18 protein-coding genes are annotated in these 17,433 nt (G+C 73.0%); 11 read left to right on the forward strand and 7 right to left on the reverse strand.

Going from position 1 to position 17,433, the window contains the following annotated elements; genetic code table 11:
* Positions 1-161: 161 nt before the first annotated feature.
* From ACF08F_RS20445 to ACF08F_RS20455, 3 genes are all read right to left on the reverse strand, one after another.
* Positions 162-1,130, reverse strand: a complete 969-nt coding sequence (locus tag ACF08F_RS20445; protein WP_392299939.1) for a sigma factor-like helix-turn-helix DNA-binding protein — start codon at positions 1,128-1,130, stop codon at positions 162-164.
* Between the two features lie 114 nt (positions 1,131-1,244).
* Positions 1,245-1,742 (reverse strand): DUF3291 domain-containing protein, encoded by a 498-nt coding sequence (locus tag ACF08F_RS20450; protein WP_392299940.1) that lies wholly within the window; start codon positions 1,740-1,742, stop codon positions 1,245-1,247.
* 32 nt (positions 1,743-1,774) lie between these two features.
* On the reverse strand, positions 1,775-2,455 hold the full coding sequence (locus tag ACF08F_RS20455; protein ID WP_392299941.1) for a helix-turn-helix transcriptional regulator: 681 nt from the start codon (positions 2,453-2,455) through the stop codon (positions 1,775-1,777).
* Between the two features lie 149 nt (positions 2,456-2,604).
* Here ACF08F_RS20455 and argC point away from each other — a divergent pair, with 149 nt between their 5' ends.
* The 5 genes from argC to ACF08F_RS20480 all read left to right on the forward strand — a co-directional run bounded on the left by argC (position 2,605) and on the right by ACF08F_RS20480 (position 7,560).
* The gene (gene argC, locus ACF08F_RS20460) at positions 2,605-3,633 is read left to right on the forward strand and encodes an N-acetyl-gamma-glutamyl-phosphate reductase (protein ID WP_392299942.1); all 1,029 of its coding nucleotides are present in this window, start codon (positions 2,605-2,607) and stop codon (positions 3,631-3,633) included.
* A 115-nt stretch (positions 3,634-3,748) separates the two neighbouring features.
* Positions 3,749-4,915, forward strand: a complete 1,167-nt coding sequence (gene argJ / locus ACF08F_RS20465; RefSeq protein WP_392299943.1) for a bifunctional glutamate N-acetyltransferase/amino-acid acetyltransferase ArgJ — start codon at positions 3,749-3,751, stop codon at positions 4,913-4,915.
* Positions 4,912-5,814: an acetylglutamate kinase gene (argB, locus tag ACF08F_RS20470; RefSeq protein ID WP_392299944.1), complete on the forward strand. Its 903-nt coding sequence runs from the start codon at positions 4,912-4,914 to the stop codon at positions 5,812-5,814. Before argJ ends, argB begins: the two co-directional genes overlap by 4 nt.
* Complete coding sequence (locus tag ACF08F_RS20475) at positions 5,814-7,019, forward strand: acetylornithine transaminase (protein ID WP_392299945.1); 1,206 nt, start codon at positions 5,814-5,816, stop codon at positions 7,017-7,019. The genes argB and ACF08F_RS20475 overlap by 1 nt, the downstream gene beginning before the upstream one ends.
* A 7-nt stretch (positions 7,020-7,026) precedes the next feature.
* The gene (locus ACF08F_RS20480; RefSeq protein WP_055644505.1) at positions 7,027-7,560 is read left to right on the forward strand and encodes an arginine repressor; all 534 of its coding nucleotides are present in this window, start codon (positions 7,027-7,029) and stop codon (positions 7,558-7,560) included.
* 18 nt (positions 7,561-7,578) lie between these two features.
* Here ACF08F_RS20480 and ACF08F_RS20485 read toward each other — a convergent pair whose 3' ends face one another.
* Entirely contained in the window at positions 7,579-8,271 is a 693-nt protein-coding gene (locus ACF08F_RS20485; protein ID WP_392299946.1) for a L,D-transpeptidase, read from the reverse strand.
* A gap of 68 nt (positions 8,272-8,339) precedes the next feature.
* Positions 8,340-9,614 (reverse strand): hypothetical protein, encoded by a 1,275-nt coding sequence (locus tag ACF08F_RS20490; RefSeq protein WP_392299947.1) that lies wholly within the window; start codon positions 9,612-9,614, stop codon positions 8,340-8,342.
* 184 nt (positions 9,615-9,798) lie between these two features.
* Here ACF08F_RS20490 and argH point away from each other — a divergent pair, with 184 nt between their 5' ends.
* The 3 genes from argH (at position 9,799) to ACF08F_RS20505 (ending at position 13,511) form a co-directional block, all read left to right on the forward strand.
* Positions 9,799-11,229, forward strand: a complete 1,431-nt coding sequence (gene argH, locus ACF08F_RS20495) for an argininosuccinate lyase (protein ID WP_392299948.1) — start codon at positions 9,799-9,801, stop codon at positions 11,227-11,229.
* Between the two features lie 189 nt (positions 11,230-11,418).
* Positions 11,419-11,970 (forward strand): TetR/AcrR family transcriptional regulator, encoded by a 552-nt coding sequence (locus tag ACF08F_RS20500; protein WP_392299949.1) that lies wholly within the window; start codon positions 11,419-11,421, stop codon positions 11,968-11,970.
* On the forward strand, positions 11,967-13,511 hold the full coding sequence (locus ACF08F_RS20505; protein ID WP_392299950.1) for an MFS transporter: 1,545 nt from the start codon (positions 11,967-11,969) through the stop codon (positions 13,509-13,511). Before ACF08F_RS20500 ends, ACF08F_RS20505 begins: the two co-directional genes overlap by 4 nt.
* Before the next feature lie 81 nt (positions 13,512-13,592).
* Here ACF08F_RS20505 and ACF08F_RS20510 read toward each other — a convergent pair whose 3' ends face one another.
* Positions 13,593-14,264, reverse strand: a complete 672-nt coding sequence (locus tag ACF08F_RS20510) for a lysophospholipid acyltransferase family protein (protein WP_392299951.1) — start codon at positions 14,262-14,264, stop codon at positions 13,593-13,595.
* A gap of 223 nt (positions 14,265-14,487) precedes the next feature.
* On the opposite strand from ACF08F_RS20510, the gene ACF08F_RS20515 reads away from it, so the two are divergent.
* The 3 genes from ACF08F_RS20515 (at position 14,488) to ACF08F_RS20525 (ending at position 16,965) form a co-directional block, all read left to right on the forward strand.
* Entirely contained in the window at positions 14,488-15,666 is a 1,179-nt protein-coding gene (locus tag ACF08F_RS20515) for a glycerophosphodiester phosphodiesterase (RefSeq protein WP_392299952.1), read from the forward strand.
* Positions 15,667-15,779: 113 nt separating this feature from the next.
* Positions 15,780-16,433 (forward strand): sigma-70 family RNA polymerase sigma factor, encoded by a 654-nt coding sequence (locus ACF08F_RS20520; protein ID WP_392299953.1) that lies wholly within the window; start codon positions 15,780-15,782, stop codon positions 16,431-16,433.
* Between the two features lie 37 nt (positions 16,434-16,470).
* A complete protein-coding gene (locus tag ACF08F_RS20525; protein WP_392299954.1) occupies positions 16,471-16,965 on the forward strand; it encodes a GNAT family N-acetyltransferase in 495 nt (164 codons plus the stop codon).
* Positions 16,966-16,993: 28 nt separating this feature from the next.
* Here the strand turns inward: ACF08F_RS20525 and ACF08F_RS20530 are convergent, their stop codons facing one another.
* Complete coding sequence (locus ACF08F_RS20530; RefSeq protein WP_392299955.1) at positions 16,994-17,431, reverse strand: hypothetical protein; 438 nt, start codon at positions 17,429-17,431, stop codon at positions 16,994-16,996.
* Between the last annotated feature and the right edge of the window lie 2 nt (positions 17,432-17,433).

The raw sequence follows: 17,433 nt of genomic DNA on the forward strand, positions 1-17,433 counted from the left end.
GCACCACGAACGGTGATCGCGGGATAACGCTCCGAAACAGCTGAGGGACACACGGGTGGCGTGGAAGTGGGTCCGCAGCTAGGAGATTCGGGGCGTAGACATGCGCCGAGGCTAACGGAGCGGGCCGCCCCGGCGCACGGGCATTTCGTCCCGCCGCGCTCTCAGTCGTCGGGGAAGGCCAGGTCGAGGGTGCGCACACGGTCCTCCCCGGTGGTGATGTCGAGGACGGCGATCCGGTCGCGCCGGAGCGCGAACGCCACCGCGGAGACCGGGACGCCGGCCGCGAAGGCGACGAGCCCGACGGACCCGTCGACCAGCGCGGGCCGCACCACGCGGGCGAGCCGGGCGAAGGCCCCGGCCGCCTCCGCGACGGCCGGGGCGCCGTGGACCGGCCCGTGCCCGGAGTACGCCACGACGTCCGGGTCGAGGACGGCGGCCAGTGCGCGGGCGTCACGCGCACTGGCCGCCGCGAGGAACCGTTCCACCACCGCGCGCCGGCGGCCGGGACCGCCGTCGGCACGCGCGGCTCCGCCGCCCCGCATCCGCTCCCGGACGCGCCGGGCGTGCCGTGCGGCGTCCGCGGGGGAGCCGCCGGTGACCCGTGCGGTCTCGTCCGGCGGGAGCCCGAAGAGGTCGTGCAGGACGTACGCGAGCCGCTCCTCGGCACCGAGGGCCTCAAGGACCACGAGCAGCGCGAGCCACACGGAATCCGTTGCGTCGGGAACACCGGGCGTCTGCCCTCGAACCCCCTCTCCGACGGACGGGGCACCGCCCGCCGGCCGCCCCGCGCCCGCGGCACGCTCCCGGAGCCCGCCAGCCGGCCGCCCCGCGCCCGCGGCACGCTCCCGGAGCCCGCCCGCCGGCCGCCCCATGCCCCGGGCGCGCTCCCGGAGCCCGCCAGCCGGCCGCCCCGCGCCCCCGGCACGCTCCCGGAGCCCGCGTGCGCACGCCAGAACCACGTGGGCCGCCAGCCAGGCGCGCAGTACGCCCGCGCCGTCCCGCCCGAGCTCGGCCCGTGCCGCCGCGAGCGCGTCCTCGGCCTCGGCCCGCGACCCGGTCATCCGCAGGGCGAGGCCCCGCAGCAGCTCCTGATCGGTGTCGAATCTCCTGGTCAGAGCGGCAGTAAGCATGTCGTCGCGCATAGGGGCCTCACTCCTCGTCGGTGCCGTCACCGCGTTGACGTGAGGGCGCGCCGCGATGTGACGGGGCCCGCGCCCCGGCCTGCCGGGCCGGGGCAACCCGCCTCAGGGCGTCGGCGGTGCGGCGTGAAGGCCCGGGGCGGCCTCGGCGGCGGTGTACGAGGTGGCGAAGGTGAACGCGCGCGGGGACGGCCCGTGCGCCCGCAGGTCCGCCAGCCGCTCCAGGGCCTCGCCGACGGTCGGGAGGTGCCCCGCGGGAACCCACCAGAGCACCAGGTGCGCCTCGACGTGCCGCACGAACCAGTCGCGGCGCCGCCGCATCACCTCCAGGTGCCCGCTGCGGTAGGCGAAGTCCCACAGGGCCTCCTGCGTCTCCCACACCGACAGGTTGACGATGACGTCCTCTCCCGCCGGGCGCAGGCCGGTGGCGTCGGCCTCCCCGTCCTCCACGAGCCGCCACACGAAGCCGGGCGCGCCGTCGGCGGCGGCGTTGACCGGATCGAGCATCTCGACGAACGGCGCCACGCGCGGGTCGTCGAGGGGGTGACGGAGCGTGGCGACGTTGAGCTGGGCGAGGTGGGCGGCGTGCGCGGCTGCGGTCATGGCGTCATCCCAGCACGGCCCACTTTTCTATGTCAATCAACATTGTTTTTAGAACTCTCGACCACCACGCAGCACTCCCCGGGGCGGGCGTCCATGCGGGCACGGACGGCCCCGTCCGTGCCGAGCAGCCCCTCCAGGAGTGCGAGGTTCATGCCGCAGACGAGCGGGGGGAAGCGTTCGGCGACGGCATGGAAGGGGCAGTTGCGCATGCGGACGACGGGTGCGGTCGTCCCTTCGTCGCTCCCGGCGCCTTCCAGATGTGGTTCGTAGCCGCGGGCGGCCAGCGTCGCGACGGCCTCCTCCAGGTCGCCGCAGGGTGCCGCGGAGCCGCGCAGGGCCTCGCCCCGGCGGCGCGCGGCCGCGCAGAGCCCGGCGTCCAGTCCGGCCTGCTCGGCGGCCTCGGCGAGCAGCTCGGCGGCGGTGCGGTAGTCGCGGGCGGGCAGTGACACCGACCGCGCGGTCCGCGCCCGTGTGTAGACCTTGGCGGGGCGGCCCGCCCCCGGCCCCGAGCGGCCCGTCAGGCGGCGGCTGCCGCTCTCCAGCAGCCCGCCCTCGGTGAGCTTGTCGAGATGGTGCGCGGCGAGTGTGCGCGCCACCCCGGCCGCCTCCGCGGCCTCGTTGCGGCCGACCTCGCGGCCCTGTGCCGCCACGTACTCGTACAGGCGGCGCCGTACCGGGTCCTGCAGCAGTGCGATCGCGTTGATGTCCTCCATCCGGTCATTCTAGAAACGACACGGATTGGAGATAGAAGCTCCGCTCCACCCTCGCGCCGCGCCGTGAGTACCACCCCGCGGCCGGGAGTGGTCGTTGCATAAAACTGCGGGCGCACGTATAGTCATGCCATCCATGAGGAGGGTTTTCGATGAAGGTACGAGCAGCGGTCGCGGGCGCGAGCGGATATGCGGGCGGGGAACTCCTGCGCCTGCTTCTCGCCCACCCCCACGTCGAGATCGGCACCCTGACGGGCCACTCCAACGCGGGCCAGAAGCTCGGCGCCCTCCAGCCCCACCTGCTCCCGCTCGCCGAGCGCGTCCTCGCGCCGACGGCCGCCGAGGAGCTCGCGGGGCACGACGTCGTCTTCCTGGCGCTGCCGCACGGCCAGTCCGCCGCCGTCGCCGAGCAGCTCGGTCCCGACGTCCTCGTCGTCGACATGGGCGCCGACTTCCGGCTGGTGGACCCCGCCGACTGGGAGACCTACTACGGCTCCCCGCACGCCGGGACCTGGCCGTACGGACTCCCCGAACTCCCCGGCGCCCGCGCCGCGCTGGAAGGCTCCAAGCGCATCGCGGTGCCCGGCTGCTACCCCACCGCCGTCTCGCTCGCGCTCTTCCCGGCGTACGCGGGCGGCCTCGCCGAGCCCGAGGCCGTGATCGTCGCCGCCTCCGGGACCTCCGGCGCCGGCAAGGCCGCCAAGCCGCACCTCCTCGGCAGCGAGGTCATGGGCAGCATGTCGCCGTACGGCGTCGGCGGCGGCCACCGCCACACCCCCGAGATGATCCAGAACCTCAGCGCACCGGCGGGGGAGCGGGTCTCCGTCTCCTTCACGCCCACCCTGGCCCCGATGCCCCGCGGCATCCTCGCCACCTGCACGGCCGCCGCGAAGCCCGGCGTCACCGCCGAGGCCGTACGGGACGCGTACGAGAAGGCCTTCGCGGACGAGCCCTTCGTCCACCTGCTCCCCGAGGGGCAGTGGCCGGCGACGGCGTCCGTCTACGGTTCCAACGCCGTTCAGGTACAGGTCGCGTACGACCCGGCCGCGAACCGGATCATCGCCATCAGCGCCATCGACAACCTCACCAAGGGCACGGCCGGCGGTGCGGTGCAGAGCATGAACATCGCCCTCGGCCTCCCCGAGGACACCGGACTTTCCACGATCGGAGTCGCGCCGTGAGAGACGCACGCGCAGCCGCCGGTCCGCAGACAACGACGATGCCCGCACCTCTGCTCCCCCTGCCTTCGGCGGGCGGTACCCCCAGCGCGGGCGGAGAAGCGAACGGAGAAGCACAGTGAGCGTGACCGCAGCGAAGGGATTCACGGCGGCGGGCATCCCCGCCGGGATCAAGCAGAACGGCAACCCGGACCTGGCCCTCGTGGTCAACACCGGGCCGCGCCGCGCCGCCGCGGGAGTCTTCACCTCCAACCGCGTGAAGGCCGCGCCGGTCCTCTGGTCCCAGCGGGTCCTCGACGACGGGGAGCTGACCGCCGTCGTCCTCAACTCCGGCGGCGCCAACGCCTGCACCGGACCCCAGGGCTTCCAGGACACCCACGCCACCGCGGAGAAGGTCGCCGAGGTCCTGAGCGCCAAGGGCCCCGAGGTCGGCGCCGGTGACGTCGCCGTCGCCTCCACCGGTCTCATCGGCGTCCTGCTCCCCATGGACAAGCTCCTCCCCGGCGTCGAGAAGGCCGCGGCCGAACTCTCCGAGCACGGCGGCGAGAAGGCCGCCATCGCCATCAAGACCACCGACACCGTCCACAAGACCTCCGTCGTCACCAAGGAGGGCTGGACGGTCGGCGGCATGGCCAAGGGCGCCGGGATGCTCGCCCCCGGCCTCGCCACCATGCTCGTCGTCCTCACCACCGACGCCGACGTCGACGCCAAGGGCCTGGACAGCGCTCTCCGGGGCGCCACCCGCGTCACCTTCGACCGGGTCGACTCCGACGGCTGCATGTCCACCAACGACACCGTCCTCCTCCTCGCCTCCGGCGCCTCCGGCCTCACCCCCGCGCAGGACGAGTTCACCGAGGCCGTACGGGCCGTCTGCGACGACCTCGCCCGGCAGCTCATCGGCGACGCCGAAGGCGCCAGCAAGGACATCCGCATCGAGGTGATCAACGCCGCGACCGAGGACGACGCCGTCGAGGTGGGCCGCTCCATCGCCCGGAACAACCTCCTCAAGTGCGCCATCCACGGCGAGGACCCCAACTGGGGCCGGGTGCTCTCCGCCATCGGCACCACCACCGCGGCCTTCGACCCGGACGAGCTCAACGTCGCCATCAACGGCGTGTGGGTCTGCCGGAACGGCTCCGTCGGCGAGGACCGCGAGCTCGTCGACATGCGCTACCGCGAGGTCACCATCACCGCCGACCTCGCCGCCGGCACCGAGTCCGCCGTCATCTGGGCGAACGACCTCACCGCCGACTACGTCCACGAGAACAGCGCGTACTCGTCATGAGCCACACCGCGCGGAAGCACACCGCCCTTCCCAAGGCCGAGATCCTCATCGAGGCCCTGCCCTGGCTCACCCGCCACCACGGCAAGACCGTCGTCATCAAGTTCGGCGGCAACGCCATGATCGACGACGACCTCAAGGCCGCCTTCGCCCAGGACGTCGTCTTCCTGCGGCACGCCGGCCTCAAGCCGGTCGTGGTGCACGGCGGCGGCCCCCAGATCAGCGCCGCCCTCGACCGGCACGGCATCGTCAGCGAGTTCAAGGCGGGCCTGCGGGTCACCACCGAGGACGCCATGGACGTCGTACGGATGGTCCTCGCCGGACAGGTCCAGCGCGAGCTCGTCGGGCTGCTCAACCAGCACGGACCGTTCGCCGTCGGGATGACCGGCGAGGACGCCCACACCATCACGGCCACCAAGCACCAGCCGGTCATCGGCGGCGAGTCGGTCGACATCGGCCGGGTCGGCGAGATCACCGCCATCGACACCGGCGCCATCGAGGCGCTCCTGGAGGACGGCCGGATCCCGGTCATCTCCTCCATCGCCCGCTCCCAGGACGACGGACATGTCTACAACGTCAATGCTGATACGGCGGCTGCGGCACTCGCTGCGGCGCTGGGTGCCGAGACGCTGATGGTCCTGACCGACGTCGAGGGCCTCTACGAGGACTGGCCCCACAGCGACGAGGTCATCAGCAGGCTCACCGCGAGCCAGCTGGAGAAGCTGCTGCCCGAGCTCTCCAGCGGCATGGTCCCCAAGATGGAGGGCTGCCTGCACGCCGTACGGAACGGGGTCACCACCGCCCGCGTGATCGACGGCCGGGTCCAGCACTCGATCCTGCTGGAGATCTTCACCGACGAGGGCATCGGCACGATGGTCGTGCCGGACGGACAGGGGGAATGATGAGCGGCACCGGAAACGAGCAGCTGACCCAGCGGTGGCAGGGCTCGCTCATGAACAACTACGGCACCCCCCGGCTGCCCCTCGTCCGCGGTGAGGGCGCCAAGGTCTGGGACGCCGACGGCAAGGAGTACCTGGACTTCGTCGGCGGCATCGCGGTCAACGCCCTCGGCCACGGGCACCCGGCGATCGTCGAGGCCGTGACCCGGCAGATCGGGACCCTCGGCCACGTCTCGAACCTCTTCGTCGCCGAACCCCCGGTCGCCCTCGCCGAGCGGCTGCTCGCCCTCTTCGGCCGGCCCGGCAAGGTCTTCTTCTGCAACTCGGGCGCCGAGGCCGTCGAAGGGGCCTTCAAGATCGGCCGGCTCACCGGCCGCTCCCACATGGTCGCCACCGAGGGCGGCTTCCACGGCCGGACCATGGGCTCCCTCGCCCTGACCGGCCAGCCCGCCAAGCAGACCCCGTTCCTGCCGCTCCCCGGTGACGTCACCCACGTCCCGTACGGCGACGCCGAGGCGCTGCGCGCCGCGGTCACCGAGGACACGGCCCTCGTCGTCATCGAGCCGATCCAGGGCGAGAACGGCGTCGTCGTCCCGCCCCCCGGCTATCTGAAGGCCGCCCGGGAGATCACCCGCGCCACCGGCACCCTCCTCGTCCTCGACGAGGTCCAGACCGGCATCGGCCGCTGCGGCCACTGGTTCGAGTACCAGGCCCACGAGGGCGTCGAGCCGGATGTCGTGACCCTCGCCAAGGGCCTCGGCGGCGGCCTGCCGATCGGCGCGACGGTCGCCTTCGGCCCGGCCGCGGAGCTCTTCGGCCCCGGCCACCACGGCACCACCTTCGGCGGCAACCCGGTCGCCTGCGCCGCCGGACTCGCCGTCCTGGACACCCTCGGGGCCGACGCGGCCCTCGACCACGTCAAGGCCGTGGGGGAGCGGCTGCGCCAGGGAATCGAGGGTCTCGGTCACCCGCTGGTCTCCCACGTCCGTGGTGCGGGCCTCCTGCTGGGTATCGTGCTCACCGGGCCCCTCGCACCCCAGGTGCAGGAGGCGGCCCAGGACGCCGGCCTCCTGGTGAACGCGCCCGCCCCCGATGTCATCCGGATCATGCCTCCGCTGGTCCTCACCGACGCCGAGGCGGACGCCTTCCTCCAGGCCCTCCCCGGAGTCCTCGACGTGGCGAACGGGCAAGGACGAACCGGAGAATGAGACGACGATGACCGACGCGCAGGAGAACGAGCACGGCGGGCCGTCCGTTCCGCAGACCCGCACCGCACGCCACCGCAGGATCGTCGACATCCTCAACCGCCAGCCGGTGCGCTCGCAGAGCCAGCTCGCCAAGCTCCTCGCGGACGACGGGCTGAGCGTCACCCAGGCGACGCTCTCCCGCGACCTCGACGAGCTCGGCGCGGTGAAGATCCGCAACACCGGCGGGGAGCTGATCTACGCGGTGCCCAGCGAGGGCGGCTTCCGCACCCCGCAGGCCCCGCTCGGCGAGTCCGCCAAGGAGGAGCGCATGCGGCGCCTCTCCGGCGAACTGCTGATCTCCGCCGAGGCCTCCGCCAACCTGGTGGTGCTGCGGACCCCGCCGGGCGCGGCCCAGTTCCTGGCGTCCGCCATCGACCAGGCCGAACTCCACGCGATCCTCGGCACGATCGCGGGCGACGACACGCTCCTGCTGATCAGCCGGGACCCGACGGGCGGTCAGGCGCTCGCCGACCACCTGCTGCGGTTGGCCCAGAAGGGCTGACGAGGCGGGCCGGGAGGCTCAGTACCGGGTGATCGCCGTCGGTCCGCTCCGCGTGCCGACGGCGATGTGCGGCCGGCGCGCGGGATCGGCCCAGGCGAGGACCGCACGCATGGCGTCGGCCGGCACGGAGACGCAACCGGCCGTCGCCCCGCGGCCGTTGACGTGGAGAAAGATCCCGGCTCCGCGTCCGCGCACCGGACGGTCGTAGTTGAAGCCGATGACGAGCGCGTGCGCGTACTGCGTGCCGTACGAGGCGAGGTGCTCGGCCTCGGCGGCCCGGCAGTCCCGGGGCAGGCCCTCGACCCGGCGGTTGTACGCGCGGGAGTCGTTGTCCTGGCACCACCAGGAGCGCTCGGTCACCCGGACGTACCGGAAGCGGGTCCCGGCGGGCCGGGCCCGCACCCCGAAGGCGTACGGCAGCCGGTAGAGCCCGGTGGGCGTGGTGTTCGTGCCCTGCCGCCGCCGGTTCCCCTCGACGAGCCCGTTGGCGCCGAAGCGCGCGGGAGCGGATCCGGCCCTCACCCACCGCCCGCCGCGCCGGTCCCACCAGGTGAGCGTCCCCGTGGTGGCGCCCGTGCGGGCGGCCTCGGCCGTGATCAGCTGCGAGCCCCCGCCGGTGTACGCCATCCGCGCGGGCAGCGGCGGGGGTACGGGGGCGGGGGCGGCGCCCAGGGAGAGCAGGGCGGCACCGAGGACGAGAAGGACGCGCACGGTCGCGACGCTAGGCCGGAACGGCCGCCACCGCCCCTCGTGCGCGGCTGTTCGACGGCAGGCCGCGGTCAGACCTCCCGTCGGCGGACGCTCCGGAGCACCCGTCGGAGCCATGAACGCAGCCCGGAGGCCGGTACGTCGACGGGATCGGAGGGCACGTCGATCGGCCCGTCAATGGGCGCCGGGGCACCGACGGAGCGGTGGTCGGGCGCCGGGGGTGGCGGCGCGGGTGCCAGGGCACCGTCCGGGAAGTGGTCGGCCCAGGGGGCCAGCGCCTTCCGGGTCTCGCGTACGACCCGGGGCGAATCGTCGTCGAGCAGCGGTACGAGCCGGGGGAACCGGGCGGCGTCGAGCAGCCGCAGCCCCACCACGGCGGACGCCCGCACACGGGGCCGCTCGTGCGCGGTCAGCGACCAGAGCAGCGGCGCGTCCGCGGTCCGGTCGCCGCACTCGGCGAGACCCGCCGGGGCGAAGTCGGGCGTCAGGTCCCCGGACGCGCAGGCGGCCCGGTAGAGCGGCAGCGGGTCGGTGCCCGCCTCCCGCAGGGTCCAGCGGGCGCAGGCGCGGACCAGCGCGGAGCGGTCGTACAGGAACGGTTCGGCGTCCGTGGCCCGTCCGGCCCGGCGCAGCGCCGTCACTCCCGTCGCCCGGACGCGGCCGACGCGGGAGGCCAGCAAGGGGGCGAGGACCCTCTCGTCGACGTCCTCGCCCGCGGCGGCGATCGCCGCGGGCGCGCACACGTCCTGGACGACCACGTCGTGGTCGGTGGCGGCGATCGTGGCGAGCCGGGCGGGGGAGAGGAGGCCGCGCTCGATCGCGACCCGGTGTGCGAGCCGCCGGAGGGCCCGGTCCTCGGCGGTGAGGAGCGAGGCCGGCCACTCCGCCGGAGCCTCTCGGAGCCGTGCGGTCAGCAGCTCGCGCGCGGCCTCTCCGCGCAGCCGCCGGCCCTCCCGGAGGATGACCGCGGCCACGGGGGCGAGCGCCTCGGGGGCGAGACCCGGCAGCTCCGCGCGCAGCAGGGCCCGGGCCCGTTCGCGTACGGGTCCGGCCCAGTCGGCGCACCGGATCACGACCAGGGGCAGGAGCGCGGGGACGGGGGCGGCGTACGGAAGGGCGGCCTCCCGGATCCGGCCGTCGGGGGCGCAGAGGGCGAGGGCCAGCTCGACGTCGGTGGGCCGCCGGGGAGGCGTGACGGAGAGCCACTCACCCGGCGCCGGGGTGAGACGGCTCCATCGGGCCAGACCTCGGATCTCCTCGTCCAGGTCCGCCCACGCGCCGGGTCCGGCCCCCTCCACGGCCTGGGAGAGGCGGGCCGTGACGTCCTCGTACGAACTGCTCGACATGGCCGGATCCTAGGTCCAGCGGCACGGGGAAGCCCCTGAATTACCCGGTCACCGTGGTGGGCCCGCCGACGGAGCCCGGATTGACAAAACATACGGTGCACTGCATAGTTATGCCTACTTGAGGGCGTGCGACGGCCGCCCGGCGCGACCCGCACCCGTACACCCACCCTCCCGAGGAGCAGCAGTGAGCAGCAACAACGGTGACGTCCGGCTCTGGGGCGGCCGGTTCGCCGACGGCCCCGCCGAGGCCCTCGCGAAGCTGTCCGCGTCGGTCCACTTCGACTGGCGCCTCGCGCCGTACGACATCGCCGGCTCCCGTGCCCACGCGCGCGTGCTGCACAAGGCGGGCCTGCTCACCGAGGACGAGCTGACCCGCATGCTCGCCGGCCTCGACCAGCTGGAGGGCGACGTCGCCGACGGCTCCTTCGTGGGCACCATCGCCGACGAGGACGTCCACACCGCCCTGGAGCGCGGTCTGCTGGAGCGGCTCGGCCCGGACCTCGGCGGCAAGCTGCGCGCCGGCCGGTCCCGGAACGACCAGGTCGCCACCCTCTTCCGGATGTACCTCCGGGACCACGCCCGCATCATCGGCGGGCTCGTCGCCGAGCTCCAGGACGCCCTCGTCGGTCTCGCCGAGGAGCACGCGGACGTCGCCATGCCCGGCCGTACGCACCTCCAGCACGCGCAGCCGGTGCTCTTCGCCCACCACGTCCTGGCCCACGCCCAGTCCCTCTCCCGGGACGCCGAGCGGCTCCGCCAGTGGGACACCCGGACGGCCGTCTCTCCGTACGGCTCCGGCGCCCTCGCGGGCTCCTCGCTCGGGCTCGACCCGGAGGCGGTCGCCAAGGACCTCGGCTTCGAGCGCGGTTCGGTGGGCAACTCGATCGACGGCACGGCCTCCCGTGACTTCGTGGCGGAGTTCGCCTTCATCACGGCGATGATCGGCGTGAACCTCTCCCGGATCGCGGAGGAGGTCATCATCTGGAACACGAAGGAGTTCTCCTTCGTGACCCTGCACGACGCCTTCTCCACCGGCTCGTCGATCATGCCGCAGAAGAAGAACCCGGACATCGCCGAGCTGGCGCGGGGCAAGTCGGGCCGGCTCATCGGCAACCTGACGGGCCTGCTCGCCACCCTCAAGGCCCTCCCGCTCGCGTACAACCGCGACCTCCAGGAGGACAAGGAGCCGGTCTTCGACTCCTGCGACCAGCTGGAGGTCCTGCTGCCGGCCTTCACCGGCATGATGGCCACGCTCACGGTCAACCGCGAGCGCATGGAGGAGCTGGCCCCGGCGGGCTTCTCGCTCGCGACGGACATCGCGGAGTGGCTGGTCAAGCAGGGTGTGCCGTTCCGGGTGGCACACGAGGTCGCCGGCGAGTGCGTGAAGGTCGCCGAGTCCGAGGGCAAGGAGCTCGACGAGCTCACGGACGAGCAGTTCGTGAAGATCTCCGAGCACCTCACCCCCGAGGTCCGCACCGTTCTCAACGTCCCCGGCGCCCTCGCCTCCCGCGACGGCCGCGGCGGCACCGCCCCCTCGGCGGTCGCCACCCAGCTCGTCGAGGTCAAGGCGGACCTGGTGATCCAGCACGCCTGGTCCACCGCCAAGCAGAAGTAGCCCCAGGTCTCCCTCGGCCCCAGCCCCCCGCGACGCCCCGCCACAGCGCCGCCGCCCCCTCCGGGCGGCGGCGCTGTCGTCGTTCTCCGTGCTGAGGGGCTTTCCTCAGGGAGGGGCCTTCCGGACACATTTTGAGACACCGAGGAATTGAGTGAGACATTGATGTCTCATTCGGTGTATGGTCGTCTCATGTCAGTCGATCGCACCCAGGTGCTCCGTGCAGCCGCCGCCCTGCTCTCGCGGAAGGCGACCGCCACCATGGACGAGGTCGCGCGGGCCGCCGGGATCGGCAGGGCCACGCTGCACCGCCAGTTCGCCGGGCGGGACGCCCTCGTGCGGGCGCTCGAAGAGCTGGGGATCCAGGAGCTGGAGGCCGCCCAGGAGCGGGCCCGGACCGACGACGGGCCCGCCGACGAGGTCGTACGGAGGCTCGTCGCCGAGGTGGAGCCCGTCGCGCCCCTGCTGTCGTTCCTCGTCACCGAGAACCAGCTCTTCGAGGGCGACCAGCAGAACGAGGGCTGGGCCCGCCTCGACGCCCGGGTCTCCGACCTCTTCCGGCGTGGCCAGGAAGAGGGCACCTTCCGGATCGACCTGACCCCCGCCTGGCTCACCGAGGCCTTCTACGGGCTCATCGGTTCCGGCGCCTGGGCCGTGCAGGACGGCCGGGTCGCCGCCAAGGACTTCCAATACATGATCGTCGAGCTGCTGCTCGGCGGAGCGCGCAGGAGCGTGGAGAAGTGAGCATCAGCACCGTCAAGCACCCGGACCATATCGAGGGCGTGCACCGCCCCGGTCGGTGGCTCGCCCTTTCCGTCCTCGTCCTGGCCGTCCTCCTCGTGGCGGTCGACGCCACGGTGCTGGGCCTCGCCACCCCGTTCCTCTCCGAGGACCTGGAGCCCACCGGTACCCAGCTGCTCTGGATCGGTGACGTCTACTCCTTCGTCATCGCCGGACTCCTGGTCTCCATGGGCAGCCTCGGCGACCGCATCGGCCGCAAGAAGCTGCTGCTCGTCGGCGCCACGGCCTTCGGTGCGGTCTCCGTACTGAACGCCTACGCCACCAGCCCCGAGATGATGATCCTGGCCCGCGCGCTCCTCGGCGTCGCCGGTGCCACCCTGATGCCGTCCACCCTGGCGCTCATCCGGAACCTCTTCCACGACCCGCGCGAGCGCAGCGTCGCCATCGGCATCTGGGGTGCCATGGCCTCGGCCGGCGCCGCCGTCGGACCGGTCGTCGGCGGATTCCTCCTGGAGCACTTCTGGTGGGGCTCGGTCTTCCTCATCAACCTGCCCGTCATGGCGGTCCTCGTCCTCGTCGGCATCAAGCTGATCCCCGAGTCGAAGAACCCGAACCCGGGCCCCTGGGACCTGCCCAGCGTCGGCCTCTCCCTCGTCGGCATGATCGGAATCGTGTACGCCGTCAAGGAGCTGGCCTCGCACGGCCTCTCCCTGGACGTCGCCGTCGCGGCCCTCGTCGGCATCGGCGGCCTGGCCGGGTTCGTCCGTCGGCAGCTGACCCTGCCCGCCCCGCTCCTGGACATGCGCCTCTTCCGCAACCGCGGCTTCTCCGGCGCCGTCCTCGCCGACCTGCTGACCATCCTCGGCCTCTCCGGCCTGGTGTTCTTCCTGTCCCAGTTCTTCCAGCTGGTCCAGGGCCGCCAGCCCCTGGAGGCCGGTCTCGCCGAGCTCCCCGCCGCCATCGGCGCGGTCACGGCCGGACTGATCGCGGGCCTCGTCGCCCGTCGCTTCTCCGTACGGTCCGTGGTGGCCGGCGGTCTCGCGGCGGTCGGCCTCTCGCTCGCCGTCCTGACGACGCTCGACCAGCAGACCGGCTACCCGCTGCTCGGTGCCGCGCTCCTCGTCGTCGGCGTGGGCGCCGGCTTCTCGTTCACCGTCACCGCCGACGTGATCCTCTCCAGCGTCCCGAAGGAGCAGGCCGGATCCGCCTCCGCCGTCTCCGAGACGGCGTACGAACTCGGCGCCGCGCTCGGCATCGCCGTCCTCGGCTCCATCGTGACCGGCGTCTACCAGGGCTTCACCACCCCGGCCGGCGTCCCCTCCGAGGTCGCATCGGCCGCCCACGAGTCGCTCGGCGGCGCGGTCGAGGCCTCCGGCACCCTCGCGCCGGACACCGCGACGGCCCTGGTCACGGCCGCCCAGGACGCGTTCGTCGACGGCCTGCGGATCGCCGCCGGCGTCGGCGCCGCGGTCCTCCTCGCGACGGCGGTCGCGGCCTGGTTCCTGCTGAGGGGCCAGAAGCTGGCGGACGGCGTCGAGCACTGACGCGGCGCCGCACGGCGGCGAACACGACGGTGCCCCCGTACAGGACTCCTGTACGGGGGCACCGTCCTGTGCGTCAGCGAGTCACGCGGCCTTCGCCTTGGTGGCGTACATGTCCACGTACTCCTGCCCGGAGAGCCGCATCACCTCGGCCATCACCGAGTCCGTCACCGCCCGCAGGACGTAGCGGTCGCGGTCCATCCCGTCGTACCGCGAGAACTCCATCGGCTCGCCGAAGCGGACCGTCACCTTGCCCGGGCGCGGCAGCCCCGCCCCGCCCGGCTGGATCTTGTCGGTGCCGATCATCGCGAACGGCACCACCGGCGCGCCGGTCATCAGGGTGAGGCGCGCGATGCCGGTACGGCCCCGGTACAGCCGGCCGTCGGGGGAGCGGGTGCCCTCCGGGTAGATCGAGAAGATCTTGCCCTCCTCCAGGACCCGCCGCCCGGTCATCAGCGCCGCCACACCGCCGCGCCCGCCGTCCCGGTCCACCGGGATCATGCCGACGCTGGTGAAGAACCAGGCCATCGCCCGGCCCTTGAGGCCCTTGCCCGTCACGTACTCGTCCTTGCCGATGAAGAAGACCTGACGGTCCAGGCAGATCGGCATGATCATCGAGTCGATGAAGGTCAGGTGGTTGCCGGCGAGGATGACGGGGCCGTCCCCGGGGATGTTCTCGGCGCCCTCCACGCGGGGGCGGAACATCAGGCGCATGACCGGCCCGAGCACTGCCTTGATGATCGCGAGACGGGACAACGGTTCCTCCGGGGTGACGCGCGGGGTCGGACCAGCTGACGGTGCAGCTGGCGACGATACTCGCGGGTCACACTCGTCCGCACATCGGGTTCACCGAATGGATACGCGGTGTTGACGCGTGTTTCCGCCATGTTCGACGCAGGTCTGCCCTTTGTAGGGGCTCCTTGCCTAGCGTCGGAGCTCCCCGTTGACAGGTGCGGGACATCACACACGAGGAGCCTTCATGACCCAGGGCGAGCGCCGGACCCCGGCACGGCGGACCGTTCTCGGAGCGGCCGGAGCCGCGGCGGTACTGGGGGCCTCGACGGCCCTCCCCACGGGCACCGCCCACGCCGCCGAGGCCCGGGGCGAGGGCCGCGGCCGTGGTCACGGCCACCGCTCCCTCCCCGTCCCCACCGTCATCGCCCACCGCGGTGCCAGCGGCTACCGCCCCGAGCACACCCTCGGCTCCTACCGGCACGCCCTCGACCTCGGCGCCCACGTCATCGAGCAGGACCTCGTCCCCACCCGCGACGGGCACCTCGTCTGCCGCCACGAGAACGACATCACCGGCACCACCGACGTCGCCGACCACCCCGAGTTCGCCTCCCGCAGGACCACCAAGAGCGTCGACGGCACCTCGTACACCGGCTGGTTCACCGAGGACTTCACGCTCGCCGAGCTCAAGACCCTGCGGGCCAAGGAGCGGATCCCCGGCACCCGCCAGGAGAACACCCTCTACGACGGCCGCTGGACGATCCCCACCTTCGAGGAGGTGCTGCGCTGGGCCGAGGAGGAGGGCCGCCGCCGCGGCCGCGAGGTCTGGCTGCACGTCGAGACCAAGCACCCCACCTACTTCCGCTCCCTCGGCCTCGGCCTGGAGGAGCGGCTCGCCAAGCTCCTGCGCCGGTACGGACGCCACCGCGCGAACTCCCCGGTCTTCCTCCAGTCCTTCGAGCCCAGCAGCATCCAGCGCCTCGCGAAGCTGGTCGACTCCCCGGGAGTCGTCCTGCTCTCCGCCGCGAGCAGCCGCCCCTGGGACTTCGTTCAGGACGGCGACCCGCGCACGGTCGCCGACCTCGTCACGCCCGCGGGCCTGCGCTGGATCGCCTCGTACGCGCAGGGCATCGGCCCCACGCTCGACCTGGTGATCCCGAAGGACGCGACCGGGCGCCTCGGCACCCCGACCACCCTCGTCCGCGACGCGCACGCCGAGGGCCTGCTCCTCCACCCGTACACCCACCGCAACGAGAACAGCTTCCTGCCCGCCGACTTCCGCCGTGGCACGGACCCGACGGCGTACGGCGACTCCTTCGGCGCCCTGAAGCGGTACCTGGAGACGGGGATCGACGGCATCTTCTCCGACAACCCCGACACCGCACTGCTCGCCGCGGCGGACTTCGACGCCGCCGACCGGGGCTGAAACTCGCCCGGGAGGAGGCCGTTCAGGTCGGACGCCGGGCCGAACGGCCTCCTCCCGGGTGGTTTAGGACCCGGACCGCAACCGCGCCCGAGCGCCCGGACATCGTGCCGGTCATGACGACCCCCGCGTGCTCCACCCCCGAGACGGCCGACGACACCGAGACCGGCACGGAGACCCCCACCGGCACGGAGACCCCCACCGACACCGACACCGACAGCGGCTCGCTCACCGAGAGCGAGACCCCCGGCCTCCTCGCCGCCCTCGCCCCGCTGCTCGCCGCCGAGTCGGACGCCGAGGCCCCGGCGGCCGGCGTCGACCCCGGCGACCTCGAACAGGCCGTCTGGCTCCGTCTCCTGGAGCGCCTCCAGGAGACGGGTGCCCCCGAGCGCCCCGCCGACTGGCTGCGCCGCGCCGTCCGCGCCGAGGCCCGCCGCGCCCGCCGGACCACCGACCGGGAGCGCCCCTACCAGGACGAGCCCGCACCGCCGCCGGACACCGAAGGACCGCACGGCTCCCCGGAGACCTCGCTCCTCGTCGCCGAACGCCACCGCACCCTGCGCGCCGCCGTCACTCGAACGCCCGGCCGGTGCCCGCGCCTGCTCACCGCGATGCTCGACCCCCAGGACCCCACCTACCGAGAAATCGCAGGAGAGTTGGGTATCTCACAAGGCAGTTTGGGGCCGATGCGTTCCCGATGCCTGGGATGCCTGCGCAGAATGCTGGCTGCAGAGGTTCCCGCCCCCGGCCGACGGGGAAGGGTGCGATAAACCGACGGCGAACCACATGAGCGGGAGGCGTGCACACATGGGCCTGAGTGTGACCATCTCAGCAGCGGACGCGCAGGATGCGGAGCACATCCTGAAGCTGCAGTACCTCTGCTACCAGAGCGAGGCGGAGCTGTACGGAGACTGGTCCATCGAACCGCTCACCCAGCCGCTCGACGACCTGCGCGCCGAACTGGACCAGGGGTACGGCCTGGTGGCCCGGCTCGGCGACGAGGTCGTCGCCTCGGTGCGGGCCCGCCTCGACGAGGACGGCACGGTGCACATCGCCAAGCTGATCGTCCACCCGCGCATGCGGCGCCACGGCCTCGGCGGCCGACTCCTCGACGGGATCGAGCGCCACTTCGCCGACGACATCCCGCCGGCCGAGCCCTCCGCCAAGCGCTTCCAGCTCTTCACCGGCCACCGCAGCGAGGGCAATCTGCGGCTCTACCGCAGCAAGGGGTACGAGCAGGTGTCCGCCCGCGAGCTGGGCCCCAAGCTCACCCTGGTGACCCTGGAGAAGGCCGCCGCCTGAGAGCGCGGCGGCCGTCGGGACCGTCGCCTCAGGCGGCGGTCGCCATCGCGCGCGACTTCCGCAGCCACCAGATGCCGGTCAGCGGCAGCAGGACCGGGATGAAGAGGTAGCCGTAGCCGTAGTCCGACCAGACCGTCGCGTCCGGGAAGGCGGACGGCTCGACCAGCGTCCAGGTCCCCACGACCAGCACGCCCGCGAGCTCGGCCGCGCAGCAGACCAGCGCCGCCCTGCGGGCCGCCTCCCCGCCCCGTACCAGGGTGTAGGTGATGAAGGCGTACACGACGGCCGCGACCGCCGACAGGGCGTACGCGAGCGGCGCCCGGTCGAACTCGGTCGCGATCTGGTAGATCGAGCGCGAGACCGCGCCGACCGACATCACGCCGTACAGCCAGACGAGCAGGATGCCCGGGCCCGAGACGAGACGGGTCCTCTTGCCCTGCGCCGCCTTCTCCTGGGTCTCGGTCATGG

The sequence above is a fragment of the Streptomyces sp. NPDC015130 genome (assembly GCF_043080005.1).
Taxonomy (GTDB): Bacteria; Actinomycetota; Actinomycetes; order Streptomycetales; family Streptomycetaceae; genus Streptomyces.

What these genes read in the sequence shown, in the direction of transcription:
- ACF08F_RS20455 (WP_392299941.1), bottom strand. Translation starts at nt 2,455, where the DNA reads ATGGAGGACATCAACGCGATCGCACTGCTGCAGGACCCGGTACGGCGC.
- ACF08F_RS20480 (WP_055644505.1), top strand. Translation starts at nt 7,027, where the DNA reads ATGACCGACGCGCAGGAGAACGAGCACGGCGGGCCGTCCGTTCCGCAG.
- argB (WP_392299944.1), top strand. Translation starts at nt 4,912, where the DNA reads ATGAGCCACACCGCGCGGAAGCACACCGCCCTTCCCAAGGCCGAGATC.
- ACF08F_RS20520 (WP_392299953.1), top strand. Translation starts at nt 15,780, where the DNA reads ATGACGACCCCCGCGTGCTCCACCCCCGAGACGGCCGACGACACCGAG.
- ACF08F_RS20450 (WP_392299940.1), bottom strand. Translation starts at nt 1,742, where the DNA reads ATGACCGCAGCCGCGCACGCCGCCCACCTCGCCCAGCTCAACGTCGCC.
- ACF08F_RS20500 (WP_392299949.1), top strand. Translation starts at nt 11,419, where the DNA reads ATGTCAGTCGATCGCACCCAGGTGCTCCGTGCAGCCGCCGCCCTGCTC.
- ACF08F_RS20530 (WP_392299955.1), bottom strand. Translation starts at nt 17,431, where the DNA reads ATGACCGAGACCCAGGAGAAGGCGGCGCAGGGCAAGAGGACCCGTCTC.
- ACF08F_RS20490 (WP_392299947.1), bottom strand. Translation starts at nt 9,614, where the DNA reads ATGTCGAGCAGTTCGTACGAGGACGTCACGGCCCGCCTCTCCCAGGCC.
- ACF08F_RS20525 (WP_392299954.1), top strand. Translation starts at nt 16,471, where the DNA reads ATGGGCCTGAGTGTGACCATCTCAGCAGCGGACGCGCAGGATGCGGAG.
- ACF08F_RS20475 (WP_392299945.1), top strand. Translation starts at nt 5,814, where the DNA reads ATGAGCGGCACCGGAAACGAGCAGCTGACCCAGCGGTGGCAGGGCTCG.
- ACF08F_RS20515 (WP_392299952.1), top strand. Translation starts at nt 14,488, where the DNA reads ATGACCCAGGGCGAGCGCCGGACCCCGGCACGGCGGACCGTTCTCGGA.
- ACF08F_RS20445 (WP_392299939.1), bottom strand. Translation starts at nt 1,130, where the DNA reads ATGCTTACTGCCGCTCTGACCAGGAGATTCGACACCGATCAGGAGCTG.
- argC (WP_392299942.1), top strand. Translation starts at nt 2,605, where the DNA reads ATGAAGGTACGAGCAGCGGTCGCGGGCGCGAGCGGATATGCGGGCGGG.